This window comes from Streptomyces sp. NBC_01446 (genome assembly GCF_026340095.1).
GTDB classification, from domain to species: Bacteria; Actinomycetota; Actinomycetes; order Streptomycetales; family Streptomycetaceae; genus Streptomyces; species Streptomyces aureus.
Genome location: NZ_JAPEPO010000001.1, coordinates 7,570,711 through 7,583,899, shown reverse-complemented (window position 1 = coordinate 7,583,899; position 13,189 = coordinate 7,570,711). Strand labels below are relative to the sequence as shown.

Sequence of the window (13,189 nt, the reverse complement as noted above, 5' to 3'; positions counted from 1 at the left end):
CAATCCGGTCACCGCGTCAACGGTTCGGGACAACGTCCCGTTGAACGACAATCCGCCCGTCAGGCGGGCTCACTCGCGGCAAGCCGCTCCACCTGGCTCCGCCACGGCGGGTTCGGGCCTGGAACCGAGCAGGTCAGAGCCGCGACACGGGAGGCGAACCGACACGCGTCCGCCACCTCGTCGAGCCGGAGCCTCGACAACCGGCCGCCGAGGAGTCCGACGGCGCCGAGGTGGTGCAGCAACCCGGCGGTGAAGGAGTCCCCCGCGCCGACCGTGTCGGCGACGACCGCCGGCACGGCCGGCACCCGAAATCGTTCGCCGTCGAGCGAAGCGAGGACGCCGCCAGCACCGCGCGTGATCACCACGAGCGGTGCGCCGGCCGCGTGCCAGATGTCGCACGCCTTCTCGGGCGAGGCGTCGGGCAGCAGGAGCTCCAAGTCGTCCTCGCTCAGGCGCAGCACGTCGGCAAGTTCGCACCAGTGCGCCAACCGGGCGCGGTAGACCTCGGGCCGCACCAGCAAGGGCCGGACGTTGGGGTCGATGCTGATCGTCGTGTCGGGGGCGGCGGTCGCCAGGAACTCCTCCACGGCCGCCGCCCCGGGCTGCCGCACCAGAGCCAGGGAGCCGGTGTGCACGCAGGCGGTCCCGGACAGGTCCACCCGCGCCAACTCCCTTGCCGTCCACTGCCAGTCGGCCGTGTTCCGCGCGTGGAAGGAGTACGTGGCCTGCCCCTGGGCGTCCAGTTCCGCTATGGCCAGCGTGCTGGGCTCGTCGGCCTCGACGGCGTACGTCAGATCGACGCCAGACGCCTCCAGGTGGCTCCGGAACAGCCGGCCGAACACATCGCCGGACAGGCGCGCCAGGAGTCGGGCCGAGGTGCCGAGCCGGGCCAGCGCCACCGCCGTGTTCGCGGGTCCGCCGCCTGGCTGCACGCGCAGCATGAGCTCGTTCGCGGACTGCGCCGGCTCGGTGAAGGCGTCGGCGACGCACTCTCCCAGGACGGTGACCTGACGTGGAGTCATGGGCTGCTCTTCTCTCGGAACGTACGGGCAAGGAAGGCACATCACGGCGCAGCCGTCGCTCGGCTCCGCGGGCTCGACGATCACGGGCAGGGGGTCGACGACCGATGAGCGTTGCCGATTTGTGACGGGCGGAAGGCATTGACGTTGCCGGGATCGGGAGTCCATCATCCTCGCCAGGCAGTGTCAACGATGACATAAGTCAACGATGACACTTCGGGCAGTCGCACCGTGAACCCGGCCCGTGCCGTTCGCCATCCCACAGGAGTCGCCATGTCTCGCAGCACGCGCATGTCTCGCACCACGGGTATGTCCCGCTCCGTCCTCGGAGCCGTCGCCGTCACCGCAGTCGCCGCCCTCACGCTGACGGCCTGCGGATCCGGCTCCGCCGGTGGCGGTTCGGGCAAGGCCAAGGTCAAGGTCGGCCTGATCACCAAGACCGACACCAACCCGTTCTTCGTGAAGATGAAGCAGGGCGCGGAGAAGTCCGCGAAGGAGCACGGCGCCCAACTCCTCACCGCCGCAGGCAAGTTCGACGGCGACAATGCCGGTCAGGTCACGGCCATCGAGAACATGGTCGCCTCTGGCGTGAAGGGCATTCTGCTGACCCCGAGCGACTCCAAGGCCATCGTCCCGGCGATCGAGAAGGCCCGCGCCAAGGGTGTCCTGGTCATCGCCCTGGACACCCCGACCGATCCGCAGAGCGCTGCCGACGCCCTCTTCGCCACCGACAACCTCCGCGCCGGCGAGCTGATCGGCGAGTACGCCAAGTCCGCCACGAAGGGCAAGACCGCGAAGATAGCCACCCTCGACCTCGCCCCCGGTGTCTCGGTCGGCGTCCAGCGCCACGACGGCTTCCTCAGGGGCTTCGGCATCGGCGCCAAGGACAAGTCGATCGTCTGCTCCCAGGACACCGGTGGCGACCAGGCCAAGGGCCAGACCGCGATGGAGAACTGCCTCCAGAAGGACCCCGGCATCAACCTCGTCTACACCATCAACGAGCCCGCCGCCCTGGGCGCTTACACCGCGCTCAAGGCCAAGGGCCGGGAGAAGGACGTCCTGATCGTCTCCGTCGACGGCGGCTGCACCGGGACCCGAGCGGTCAAGGACGGCAAGATCGCCGCCACCTCTCAGCAGTACCCGCTGAAGATGGCCGCCGAGGGTGTCGACGCCGTCGTCAAGTACGCCAAGGACGGCAAGAAGGCATCCGGTTACACCGACACCGGCGTCACCCTGATCACTGACAAGACGCAGACCGGCGTCACGTCCAAGGACACCGGGTTCGGCCTGAAGAACTGCTGGGGCTAGAGCCTGACCGGCGATCAGGCCGCATCACGCGCCCGCCGCCTTCCTCCCCGTCCGCCGGCACGGACGGACACGAACAACTTCTGTCTTCCGACAAGGACTTCGCATGACAGCCACCACCACGCCGTACGCCGAGCTCAAGGCGCCGACCACAGTCCGCAGACTGCTCACGGCACCGACCACCGGCCCTCTGGTCGCCCTCCTCCTGGCCTGCGCCTTCTTCTCCGTATCGACCGACCAGTTCCTCACGGGCGGCAATTTCTCGCTGATCGTGCAGCAGGTCATGGTCGTGGGCACCCTCGCCATCGGCCAGACCCTGATCATCCTCACGGCGGGCATCGACCTGTCGTGCGGTGCGGTGATGGCGTTCGGCAGCATCGTGATCGCCAAGATGGCTGCGGAAGGTGCGCTGCCCCCGCTCGTCGCCATCGCGCTCGGCCTGGCCGTCTGCGCGGGATTCGGGCTGCTCAACGGGCTGTTGGTGCAGAAGATCCCGCTGCCGCCGTTCATCGTCACCCTCGGCATGCTCAATGTCGCGTTCGCGCTGACGCACATCTACTCCGAGGAACAGACGATCACCAACCTGCCTGGGCCGCTGACGGCTCTCGGGCGCACGTTCCCGCTCGGCCACACCGACATCACCTACGGCTCCCTGGTCACCGTCGCCTTGTTCCTCCTACTCGCCTACACGCTGAGCAGCACCGGTTGGGGCCGGCATGTCTACGCGCTCGGCAACAGCCAGGAAGCGGCGCGTCTGAACGGGATCCGCACCTCCCGCCTGACCATCGGCATCTATGCCGTCGCGGGCCTCATGTACGGCATCGCCGCCCTGCTGCTCGTCTCCCGCACCGGAGTCGGCGACCCACAGGCCGGCCAGACGGACAACCTCGACAGCATCACCGCCGTGGTCCTCGGCGGCACCAGCCTCTTCGGCGGCCGGGGATCAGTCCTGGGCACCTTCATCGGCGTCCTGATCGTCGGTGTCTTCCGCAACGGGCTCCAGCTGATGGGCGTCGCCTCCATCTACCAGACGCTGATCACCGGAGTCCTGGTGATCCTCGCCGTGACCGTCGACCAGATCTCCCGGAAGAGGGCCCGATGACCGCCACCAGCACCCCCACCCCCGTCCTGCAGGCCCGCGGTCTGGTCAAGCGATACGGCCACGTCACCGCCATCGACGGCGCCGACTTCGACCTGCTGCCCGGCGAGGTCCTCGCAGTCATCGGCGACAACGGAGCCGGCAAGACCAGCCTGATCAAGGCCCTCACTGGTGCGGTGGTGCCCGACGAGGGCGAGATACGCCTAAACGGCGAACCGATCCAGTTCTCCGGCCCCCAGAACGCTCGCGCCCACGGCATCGAAACCGTCTATCAGGACCTCGCCGTAGCCGCCTCCATGGACATCGCCTCCAACATGTTCCTCGGCCGCGAACTGCGCCGCCCCGGCGTCCTCGGCAGCGTCTTGCGGATGCTGGACAAGAAGCGCATGCGCCACGAGGCCGCCGAGCACATGGCCGACCTCAAGATCGGCCTGCGCTCGCTCACACAGTCGGTCGAGACCCTCTCGGGCGGGCAGCGCCAGGCCGTCGCGGTCGCGCGTTCCGTCGCCTGGGCGCGCTCCGTCGTCGTCATGGACGAACCCACCGCGGCCCTCGGAGTCAAGGAGTCCGGTCAGGTCCTCGACCTGATCCGCCGGGTCCGCGACAAGGGCATGCCCGTGGTCCTGATCAGCCACAACATGCCGCACGTATTCGAGATAGCCGACCGGATCCACGTCCACCGCCTCGGGCGGCGCGCCGCGGTGATCAAACCGTCCGACTACACCATGGCCGAGGTCGTCGCCATCATGACCGGGGCCCTCACACTCGACGCCGCCGGGGATACTGTCGTAGCGGATTCCAAGGCTGCGAAGGCCGCAGGGGTCCGCGCCAACTGACCGCACATCTAAAAGCACTCACAGGTTCCGGCCGGGCCCTCGGCCGGAACCGACGAGCAAGGGGGCCATCTCCTCCATGGCAGCGAACCGCCGCCCGACCCTGGCAGACGTCGCCCGTGAAGTGGGCGTCAGTGCCAAGACCGTCTCCCGTGTCCTCAACGAGGACGGCCCCGCCTCGGCACAGACCAGGGAACAGGTGCTCGCCGCCGTCACCAAACTCGGCTTCCAGCCGAACCTGATGGCCCGCAACATACGTGTCGGCGGCCCCGACACCACCATCGGACTGGTCATCCCCGACCTCGCCAACCCGTTCTTCGGAACCGTCGCCAGAAGCATCGAGGACACCGTCCGGGACCGCGGTCTGACGCTCCTCATGGGCTCCTCCGCGGACGACCCCGACCGCGAGCGCGCGCTGACGGACAAGTTCCTCGCCCGCCGCGTCAGCATCCTGATGGTCGTGCCGTCCGTCGGCGCCGGCCACGCCCGTCTCAAGACCCACCGTGCCACCGGCCTGCCGATCGTCTTCATCGACCGTCCGGGCTCGGGCCTGGCCACGGACAGCGTCGTCAGCTCCAACCGCGCGGGCGCTCACGACGGCGTCGCCCACCTCATCGCCCACGGTCACCAGCGCATCGGCTTCGTCGGCGACCTCCCCGCCAAGCTCTACACGCGCCGTGAACGTCTGGCTGGCTACCGCTCGGCCCTGCAGGAAGCCGATATCGACTACGACCGCTCACTCGTCGCCAACGCCCACGACCAGAAGGGGGCCGAGGCAGCGGCCGGTCAACTGCTCGACCTGGCCGATCCCCCCACGGCCCTGTTCGCCGGCAACAACATCATGGCGCTGGGGATCGTCGCCGAGCTCGCCCGGAGCGGACGCAAACACGTGGCAGTCGTCGCCTTCGACGATGTGTCACTGGCCGATGCACTCGAACCGGCCCTGACCGTCGTCGCCCAGGACCCCGAAGAAATCGGCAGAACAGCGGCGACGACGGCCCTGGCACGGCTGGACGGCGACCACTCGCGTGCCCGCACCATCACCGTTCCCACCCGATTGATCGTCCGTGGATCGGGCGAGCAGCCCGTGCCGGCCCACACCTGAACATGGCCCTGAAACGAAAGACCCAGCAACTGTGCTGGTCACACGGTGGGGACGGCCTCGCGTCGGCGGGGGCGTAGCGACGCGCGCCGACGAATCCTTCGACAGCACAGACGTCGTGGAGGTGCACGGTGTCGTACCAGTGGTTGTACGCGGCTTCGAGCTCCCGCGCCGGAGGCCGTGTCTCTACGTAGATGAGTCCTCTAGCCATCAGAACCTAGCCAGGGGACGCCCCGCTTTAGCGGGGTGGGGAATGGTTTCTGAGCCCTGCTCTGACCTCAACTGTGTGCACGGATCTGCACTGTCCACCTGAACCGCCTTTCCTGCCGCACTAGACCTGCGGCACCTGTATATTGATCGTGTGACTGTGACCAGGAAGGTTCGCCGATTCTCCGGCGGCGTGTACGACCTCGGGCTCCACGTGGTGTGGTGCCCGAAGTACCGCCGTCCGGTCCTCGGCGGCAGGGTCGCGGAACGCCTGGACGAGCTGATCCGGCAGAAGGCAGACGAGCGCGGGTGGGAGATCATCGCTCTTGAGGTGATGCCCGACCACGTGCACCTGTTCGTCAAGCACGACCCCAAATCGTCGGCCTCGTACGTCGCGAACCAGTTCAAGGGCTTCACCTCCCGCATACTTCGCTCGGAGTTCCCGCACCTGAAGTCGCGGATGCCCACGCTGTGGTCGTCGTCGTACTTCGCAGCCTCGGTCGGCGCGGTGTCGGCGGCGACGGTGGAGAAATACATCAACACCCAGTGGGAGCGCCCCTGGAAGAAGGAGAAGGAGGACGCCTCGTGATACGGGCGTACAAGTTCCTTCTTCGCCCCACGGCCCGTCAGGAAGCGTCGTTGCGCGCGATGCTCGCCGCCCACTGTTCCCTCTACAACGGCGCGCTCCAGGAGCGCCGCGACGCCTACGCGCACTCGTCCCAGACGAAGATCAAGTACGGGGACCAGTCGGCGCAGCTCAAGGACATCCGCACGTTCGACCCGGAGCGTCAGGGACGCTGGTCGTTCTCCAGCCAGCAGTCCACCTTGCGCCGGTTGAACGTGGCGTTCGTCGCGTTCTTCAAGCGGGCGCAGAAGCGCAAGGCCGCGCTTGCCCGTGGGGTGCCGAAGGACCTGGCACCGAAGGCCGGGTACCCGCGCTTCAAGGGCGTCGGGCACTTCGACACCGTCACGTTCCCGAAGGACGGCGACGGCTGCCGGTGGGATTCCACCCCGCACGACACCCAGACCCGCGTACGGCTGCAAGGCGTCGGGCATGTCCGCGTGCACCAGCACCGCCCCGTGCGGGGCCGGGTGAAGACGGTCAGCGTCAAGCGCGAGGGACGTAAGTGGTTCGTGATCATCACCTGCGACCAGGTCCCCGCCGAACCGCTCCCAGCCACCGGGGCGAACGTCGGTATCGACATGGGCATCACCCACTTCCTGACCACGTCGCAGGGCGAGCACGTTCCCAACCCGCGCTTCCTCCGGGCGTCCGCCGATGAGCTGGCAGCCGCTCAACGCGTCCTGGAAACCTTCCCGAAGAAGACCAGACGCCGCACGAAGAAGCACCGGGCCGCCGCCGGGCGGGTGGCGAAGATCCACGCGAAGATCCGGCGGCAGCGTCTCGACCACCACCACAAGCGCGCCCTCGACCTGGTCCGTGACAACGATGTGATCGGGCACGAGGCGCTGAACACGGCGGGCATGACCAAGACGCCCGCACCCAAGCCCGACCCAGACCAGGACGGCGCGTTCCTCCCGAACGGTGCCGCCGCGAAGGCCGGACTGAACAAGAGCATCCTCGACGCGAGTTGGGGGCTGTTCCTCGGAATCCTGGCGAACAAGGCTGAGAGTGCCGGTCGCCGAGTGATCCCGGTGGACGCCCGCAACACCTCCCGCACCTGCCCACCCTCCGCCGGAGGATGCGGACACGTCGCCAAGGAGAACCGCGTCACCCAAACGAAGTTCGAGTGCGTCAAGTGCGGGTTCGTAGAGAACGCCGACACCGTGGGCGCACTGAACGTCGAGCACAGGGCCGGGCTGGCCCTCTGCGCGGAGGCTTAGCCACCGACGCAGGAAGCCCGCGACTTTAGTCGTGGGTGGAGTCACGGATGTCCGTTCCTTCCGGGCCAGCCTCAGTCAGAGGTGCGCAGACCGGCGGTGAAATCGAGAATCTGCGGAGCGAGGTCGGCTGCGTGGGACTCGGCGAAGTACACGCCGCCGGCGTCGTGTTCGTACGTACGGGCCTGCGGCAGATCGGCGACAGCCCGCGCGTGGAAAAAGAACGCCGCGTCCTGTCGCCGCCCCACCAAGCGGACCATCCTACGCGCGACACCGCCGCGGTCCGGTGTCGCCATCCATGACTACGACCGGCCGTAGCCGCTCGCGCCCGGCTTCAGCGTGGCGTTCCGTACCCGTGAATCCCCGGGATGACGAGTTTTCCACCTGTCTGTCCGGCCTGGTCGATGTCGGCGTCGTTCAGGCTGAGTTGGAGTTTGAGGTCGAGCTTTCCGATCGTGTCGTAGAGCCACTCCGGCACGGTGTCGGGGGTGAGGTGCAGGCGGAGGACGGGCGGTGTGGGAATGTTTTCGACGCCGGAGAGTGTGCCTGTCAGGCTTTCGACGTACATGGTGATGTTGTCGCCCCGGAGCGTGGATGTGGAAGCGGGCGCTCCGTCGATGTGCTGGATCTGCGGGCCTGCGGGTACCGCCATCTTCAGGTCGCGGATCGTGACGGCCGCTGCGGAGAACTTGAGTACCCGCTTGGGTCCGGCGGCCGTGTTCACGGTCACCACGCCATGGAAGATGACGTCGTGGAGTTGGAGGCGGCTCCCCTTCATCTTCCATGACTCGGCGGAGAATCGGCCGGCCCGATGGTCCTCGGGGGCCTTGAGATCACCGATGTCGCAGGTGCGGCCGGGTCCCTGGGTGGACTCCGGTTGGGGCGACGGCCCGGCAGTGCGGTGGCTGGGTGCAGGTGATGCGGTCGCCATGGGCAGCTGGGGCTCGGATTGTGCTGTGGCCTTTGGCGTCGGAGCGGCCGAGCTTGGTGAGGGGCTCGCGTGGGGCGACGGGCTTTGCTGCTCGGTGTCGTCGCGGAGGAGGTGGCCGAGGATGTCCGCAAGGCCTGTCGTGGCGGAGTTTGCGCTGGTCGAGGGGGTGGCGGTCGGTGCCGGCGGCGGGCCCGCTCCGTCGTCGTCCGTGTGCTTCGGCGGCTTGACGGGCTCCCCGCTCAGGTGAGCGCTGGACGTGTGGGGATCAGCGGACGGGGTGGGGCTTGCTGGAGCGCTGGCCGCAGAGGCTGATGTCTGGTCGGGACGGGCACAGTCGACACCGCTGGTTTCAGGTCCGCCTGACTCCTGTTCGGAGACGGAGACAGGTGCGGTGGCGCTTGTATCGGCGGCAGGCAGGCGTTGGCTTCCCAGGACGAGGGCGGTCGGCAGCGCGGTCAGCGCAAGAGCTTTCCCGACCGGCAGGCGCAGGCGTGTCAGTGCGGACCTACGGGGGATGGCGTGCCGGCCTCCCGGTGGCCGGGCGAAGCCGGGTTGTGCGGCTTCGCCGCGGGTGTGGGGCGCCTGGTCAGTCATTCACCGGCCCTCCCTTCGAGCTGACGGTGGCTGACGACTCCTGTGTAGCGCCGGATACGCCCTCCGGATGTACGTCCACCGGACCCCACGCCAGAGCCAGGAGTCCGCCCGTGGCCGCGAGCAGGGTGCCGATGAGCAATCCGCCGAAATTGGAGATGGGAAGCGACAGCACGCCGAGGAAGATGGCGACGCAGCCGGCGAAGGCCCTGATGATCGGCTGGAACCAGAGGAGCCCGCCAAGGACGATCAGTGTCAGGCCGATGAGCAGGGATCCGGCCCCCGCGGTGGTGGACATCGCCACGGACAGGGCGCCCAGGGAGAGGTTGAAGTACGGGAAGTAGATGATGGGCGCAGCGGCAAGGAGTACCAGCAGGCCCGCCCAGAAGGGGCGGGTGCGCCGCCAGGCCCGGAAGTCCCGGCGAGCGCGGGTGAAGCCGCTGTCACTGTGGGGGTGCGCGGGTGCGCCGACGCTCGTCATGTGGCAGCTCCCAAATCGTGAGCGAGTCATGGTGTCCGTGAGGGGGTGGGGACGCCGCGCCCCGGACCGTCGCCGGTCGCTTCCGCGCGCTGGAGACGACGGGGCGGGGCGAGGTCAGAAGCAGTCGTGACGGCCGGCCGCGATGTTCATGTGCAGGCCCGCCAGTTCGAACGTTCCTGCAGACGTGGCCCAGACCTTCTGGTGGGCATCGATGATCTCGACCGAGTCCGCCTGCTGGGCATATCCGTTGGGGTCGACGTGGTCCTTGGGGTTGACCTGACCCTTGGTCATGGAACCAGTGGCGACACCGATGTCGACGTTCTTGAAGGTGCCGGACTTGGCCTGGAGATCGGTCATGTCGATGTACAGGTTCTTGGCCTTGACCGGCGTACCCGACCCGCCGGCCTTGAGCGACATCGTGTAGGTCCCGAGCACGGGAATGTTCACCGGGACGGACTGGCACATGTCGGTGACCGTCGCGTTTTTGATGGATGAGACGGAGACGGGCACGTGCTTGCCGTTCTTGGCTACGTCCACCGTGGCGTAGTTGGCGAATCCGGTGCCGCTCAGGGAGCCGGCCGAGACCTGGAAAGCGGAACCGGAGATGCTGAACGAAGCGGCCAGCGCGCCCTGGGCCATGGAGACGGCGACAGCCGCCGTGGCGGCCACCGTCGGCACCGCACCGACGGCGAAACGCTTCCAGTGGGTCTTGCCGATTCGCTGGGACATGAGGCGGTCCTCCGTTGTCGAGGCGTATGAGACGACCGGGTCCAGGACTGACTGGCCCGGCACGGGGCGGGGGATGAATTACGGCTGGGTTCGACCGTGGCGATGCCAGTCGGCTTCCGCAGGAGCATGTTGTCCACGCGCACAGAGGAAGCGGGCACACCGAAGAGGCACTCGATAGTGTTACTACCGAGTGCCTGATAGTGGCACTATCGAGGTCGGTGGGCAACCCCCGGTAACGCGATACTGGTGGGACAGTTGAGCGTGAGGGAGCGCATGAGGATTTCAGAGCTCAGTCGCCGGTCCGGGGTGCCGGTGGCGACCATCAAGTACTACCGACGGGAAGGGCTGCTTCCTGAGGGGCGCGCGCTGAACCCGACAGCGGTCGAGTACGGCGAGGAGCACATCCAGCGGCTCCGTCTGATCCGTTCCCTCATCCAGCTCGGCGGACTGTCCGTCGCGCGTACCCGCGAAGTCCTCGATGCCGTCGACCGTCCGCTGGATGCGTTTGAGACCCTGGGCGTCGTCCACCATGCACTCCCTGTGCCCTCCGCGGGCAAGAACGCGAAGGGCGCCAAGGACGACGCCGGGCCAGACATTGCTGTTGACGAAGCGATGTCAGACGAAGGAGCCTCCGCGAGGGTCGACGCTCTCATCAACAGCATGGGCTGGCAGATCTCCGACGAGTCGCCGCACCGCCCGGCGCTCGCCGAAAGTCTCTCAGCGCTGGGTCACCTCGGCGCCGGCTACACAGCCGACGACCTCATCCCCTACGCACGGCTCGCCACATCCACCGCGGACCTGGATTTCGCACAACTCGACGGAATCGAAGACCGCATCGCCCTCGCCGAACGAGCGGTGGTCCTCACCGTGCTGTTCGAGCCGGTCGTCAGGCTTCTGCGGCGGCTGGCCCAGGAGGACGCCAACCACCGCCGCCATCATCGCCGTACCTGCAGTCAAGGTGAGCGGCCGGCGGGCTGACCTAGACGCGGCTAGGCAGCGTCGGCACCCCGCTCACCGTATCGCCCGCGTCGCGGCAGCGCGGTGGACCACGCCCTCGGCTGCTACTGCTGCGTCAGGCAACGTTCGCCCTGTCGACGACCTCACCCGGTCCGCGCTGGCGAACGACACCTGGACGATCTGCGCCACCGGCATGCCCTGCGCGGACAGTAGGACCATCTGGGCCCGCCGCCATGTCACCACTGACCCGGTGCCTCTGCGGATGATCCGCAGCAGGCGCTGTCCCTCGTCATCGTCGATGTGTCGAACCTGAACTCTGTCGGCCACGCCGACCAGCGCGCCGATCGGGATCCGGTTCCCGATCGGCGCGTCGCGGACTACAGGCGGCGGTATCAGCCGAGGTGCCGGGCGAAGAACCTCAGCGTGCTCTCCAGCTCGAATGCCGGGGTCTCCCCGTGCTTGCCGGGGTTGGCGTGCAACGTTTTCTCGGCCGAGGCCAAGGCGTCGAACAGCGCCAAGCTCTGAACCCGCGGCACCCGCTCATCGTCCCACTGCACCAAGAACTCCACTGGGACGGTGATCCGCGCGGCGGCCTCGGCCGACGCCAGTACCCCGCCCAAGCCCAGTACCGCCGCGCGGACCCGCGGTTCGGCAGCGACGAACGGAACACCGAGTCCGCATCCCAGCGAAACCCCCCAGTAACCCACCGGGCCGGCGCCTACGTGCTCGAGTTGCTGAACCGCGTCCAGGACCGCCCGCCATTCCGGCACGGTCTGGCGGGCCACGAGCGCCTGGAAGCCGGCGATCAGCGGGGCCAACTCTTCACCGGCTTCCACGCGTGCCTGGTTCTCAGTCGCGATCCGGTCGTACTCCTCAACCTTCGGCCGGTCGCCATGGGCGGGAACGTCGACCGCCACGACGGCGAAACCGCATTCGGTCACGAAGCTGCGTGCACGAGCCAGGACGTCAGGGGCCTTCTTGTGCTGACCGCCACCGTGTCCCATCAAGACGAGCGGACGAGTGGCGACGGCACCTTCTGGCGTCCACAACACGCCAGGAATGTCGCCGAGGGTGAAGAGCTGTTCGCGGACGCCCTCGGACGACGTCTCAGATATGAAGCGCATAGCGGTTCATGCCTTTCGGGATGCCTCTGCGGGCACTCCCTAGGCCATGCGAGGGAGGGAGGCCCGACCTGTCAAAGTGTTGATCGGTCTCACCTCCTCAGTTCGCAGCAATGCACGGCGGCGGGAACGTATCACGAAGGACTCCGCTTTCGCCCGGGCAGGGATGCCGACAGGGCGAACGTTGTCTGATGCGGCACTACACCCACAACGACATGGGGCCACTGCGACTGCACCGCCCGCTGATCCGGGCGACCCGAGTAAAGACCCTCGCCATCAGTAGCACCCGCATGGCTGGCCTGCCCCTGCCGATGGGCACCCTGGTCATGGTCGGCGCAGTCGGCGTCATGGGCATGGACGCTTCCCACCCGCCGCTGCTGTGGCTGTACTCGGTGTGCACCATCACGGTCTCCGGGGACGGCGCGCTCACCCTCCTCGCCGCGTTCGGCACGCCCGGCATGCTGGTGGTCACGCTGGTCTTCATCGGGATGGCGGTGCCGACGGCCGGCGCCACTACCCCCCTTGAGGCACTCCCCGGCTTCTACCACTTCCTCGCGGAGTTCGAGCCGCTGCGGCAGATCACCGGCGGTATCCGCTCGATCCTCTACTACGACGCCCAGGCCGACGCCGGCCTGACCGGGCCTGGGTCATGATGACGGTCAGCCTTGCACTGGACGCACTCTTCAACTTCGGCATGACCGGCTGGTACGACCGCAAGGGGCTGCACCACGTCCCCGCCGAGACGAAGCCTGAGGAGACCGCCGCCCCGGCGTAGCGGAACGCGACTCACCCAGGACTGGGCCACTACTCGGAGTGGCCCCGGCGTGTGTCGCCCCGTGGGAGCAAGAAGCGCACACACCATCAGGGCTCGGCGACGGCCCCTCCCCCCAAGTCCGTCGCCGAGCCTCTGAGCGGACTTCAGGTGTCCGCCCGGCACCGGACATCGCCCCGGCATCCCCTAGAAACCGATCG

General features: G+C 67.8%; 13 protein-coding genes and 2 pseudogenes. 8 read left to right on the top strand and 7 right to left on the bottom strand.

Going from position 1 to position 13,189, the window contains the following annotated elements; all coding sequences use genetic code 11:
- Nucleotides 1–59: 59 nt before the first annotated feature.
- On the bottom strand, nucleotides 60–1,022 hold the full coding sequence (locus OG456_RS34235; protein WP_266567876.1) for a carbohydrate kinase: 963 nt from the start codon (nucleotides 1,020–1,022) through the stop codon (nucleotides 60–62).
- 288 nt (nucleotides 1,023–1,310) lie between these two features.
- On the opposite strand from OG456_RS34235, the gene OG456_RS34230 reads away from it, so the two are divergent.
- The 6 genes from OG456_RS34230 (at nucleotide 1,311) to OG456_RS34205 (ending at nucleotide 7,410) form a co-directional block, all read left to right on the top strand.
- Nucleotides 1,311–2,327 carry a sugar ABC transporter substrate-binding protein gene (locus tag OG456_RS34230; RefSeq protein WP_266569522.1) on the top strand — a complete coding sequence of 339 codons (1,017 nt, stop codon included), beginning with the start codon at nucleotides 1,311–1,313 and terminating at the stop codon, nucleotides 2,325–2,327.
- A gap of 103 nt (nucleotides 2,328–2,430) precedes the next feature.
- On the top strand, nucleotides 2,431–3,426 hold the full coding sequence (locus OG456_RS34225; protein ID WP_266567874.1) for an ABC transporter permease: 996 nt from the start codon (nucleotides 2,431–2,433) through the stop codon (nucleotides 3,424–3,426).
- On the top strand, nucleotides 3,423–4,259 hold the full coding sequence (locus OG456_RS34220; protein ID WP_266567872.1) for an ATP-binding cassette domain-containing protein: 837 nt from the start codon (nucleotides 3,423–3,425) through the stop codon (nucleotides 4,257–4,259). Before OG456_RS34225 ends, OG456_RS34220 begins: the two co-directional genes overlap by 4 nt.
- Before the next feature lie 76 nt (nucleotides 4,260–4,335).
- A complete protein-coding gene (locus tag OG456_RS34215) occupies nucleotides 4,336–5,361 on the top strand; it encodes a LacI family DNA-binding transcriptional regulator (protein ID WP_266567870.1) in 1,026 nt (341 codons plus the stop codon).
- A gap of 364 nt (nucleotides 5,362–5,725) precedes the next feature.
- Nucleotides 5,726–6,154 carry an IS200/IS605 family transposase gene (gene tnpA, locus OG456_RS34210; RefSeq protein WP_266569521.1) on the top strand — a complete coding sequence of 143 codons (429 nt, stop codon included), beginning with the start codon at nucleotides 5,726–5,728 and terminating at the stop codon, nucleotides 6,152–6,154.
- Nucleotides 6,151–7,410 (top strand): transposase, encoded by a 1,260-nt coding sequence (locus tag OG456_RS34205; protein WP_266567868.1) that lies wholly within the window; start codon nucleotides 6,151–6,153, stop codon nucleotides 7,408–7,410. The genes tnpA and OG456_RS34205 overlap by 4 nt, the downstream gene beginning before the upstream one ends.
- A 71-nt stretch (nucleotides 7,411–7,481) precedes the next feature.
- Here OG456_RS34205 and OG456_RS34200 read toward each other — a convergent pair whose 3' ends face one another.
- The 4 genes from OG456_RS34200 to OG456_RS34185 form a co-directional block, all read right to left on the bottom strand.
- Nucleotides 7,482–7,658 (bottom strand): hypothetical protein, encoded by a 177-nt coding sequence (locus tag OG456_RS34200; protein ID WP_266567866.1) that lies wholly within the window; start codon nucleotides 7,656–7,658, stop codon nucleotides 7,482–7,484.
- 83 nt (nucleotides 7,659–7,741) lie between these two features.
- The gene (locus OG456_RS34195) at nucleotides 7,742–8,185 is read right to left on the bottom strand and encodes a hypothetical protein (RefSeq protein WP_266567864.1); all 444 of its coding nucleotides are present in this window, start codon (nucleotides 8,183–8,185) and stop codon (nucleotides 7,742–7,744) included.
- Nucleotides 8,186–8,924: 739 nt separating this feature from the next.
- A complete protein-coding gene (locus tag OG456_RS34190) occupies nucleotides 8,925–9,410 on the bottom strand; it encodes a DUF6114 domain-containing protein (protein ID WP_266567862.1) in 486 nt (161 codons plus the stop codon).
- Between the two features lie 114 nt (nucleotides 9,411–9,524).
- Nucleotides 9,525–10,139, bottom strand: coding sequence for a DUF6230 family protein (locus tag OG456_RS34185; RefSeq protein WP_266567860.1), 615 nt, complete (start codon nucleotides 10,137–10,139; stop codon nucleotides 9,525–9,527).
- A gap of 273 nt (nucleotides 10,140–10,412) precedes the next feature.
- Here OG456_RS34185 and OG456_RS34180 point away from each other — a divergent pair, with 273 nt between their 5' ends.
- Nucleotides 10,413–11,117 carry a MerR family transcriptional regulator gene (locus OG456_RS34180; protein ID WP_266567858.1) on the top strand — a complete coding sequence of 235 codons (705 nt, stop codon included), beginning with the start codon at nucleotides 10,413–10,415 and terminating at the stop codon, nucleotides 11,115–11,117.
- Between the two features lie 120 nt (nucleotides 11,118–11,237).
- Here OG456_RS34180 and OG456_RS50560 read toward each other — a convergent pair.
- Nucleotides 11,238–11,423: pseudogene (locus OG456_RS50560) on the bottom strand (IS630 family transposase); the annotation flags it as partial.
- A gap of 65 nt (nucleotides 11,424–11,488) precedes the next feature.
- Nucleotides 11,489–12,220 (bottom strand): dienelactone hydrolase family protein, encoded by a 732-nt coding sequence (locus OG456_RS34175; RefSeq protein WP_266567856.1) that lies wholly within the window; start codon nucleotides 12,218–12,220, stop codon nucleotides 11,489–11,491.
- A 197-nt stretch (nucleotides 12,221–12,417) separates the two neighbouring features.
- Between OG456_RS34175 and OG456_RS34170 the strand changes: the two are divergent.
- Nucleotides 12,418–12,992, top strand: a pseudogene (locus OG456_RS34170) (DUF3533 domain-containing protein); the annotation flags it as partial.
- Nucleotides 12,993–13,189: the final 197 nt, after the last annotated feature.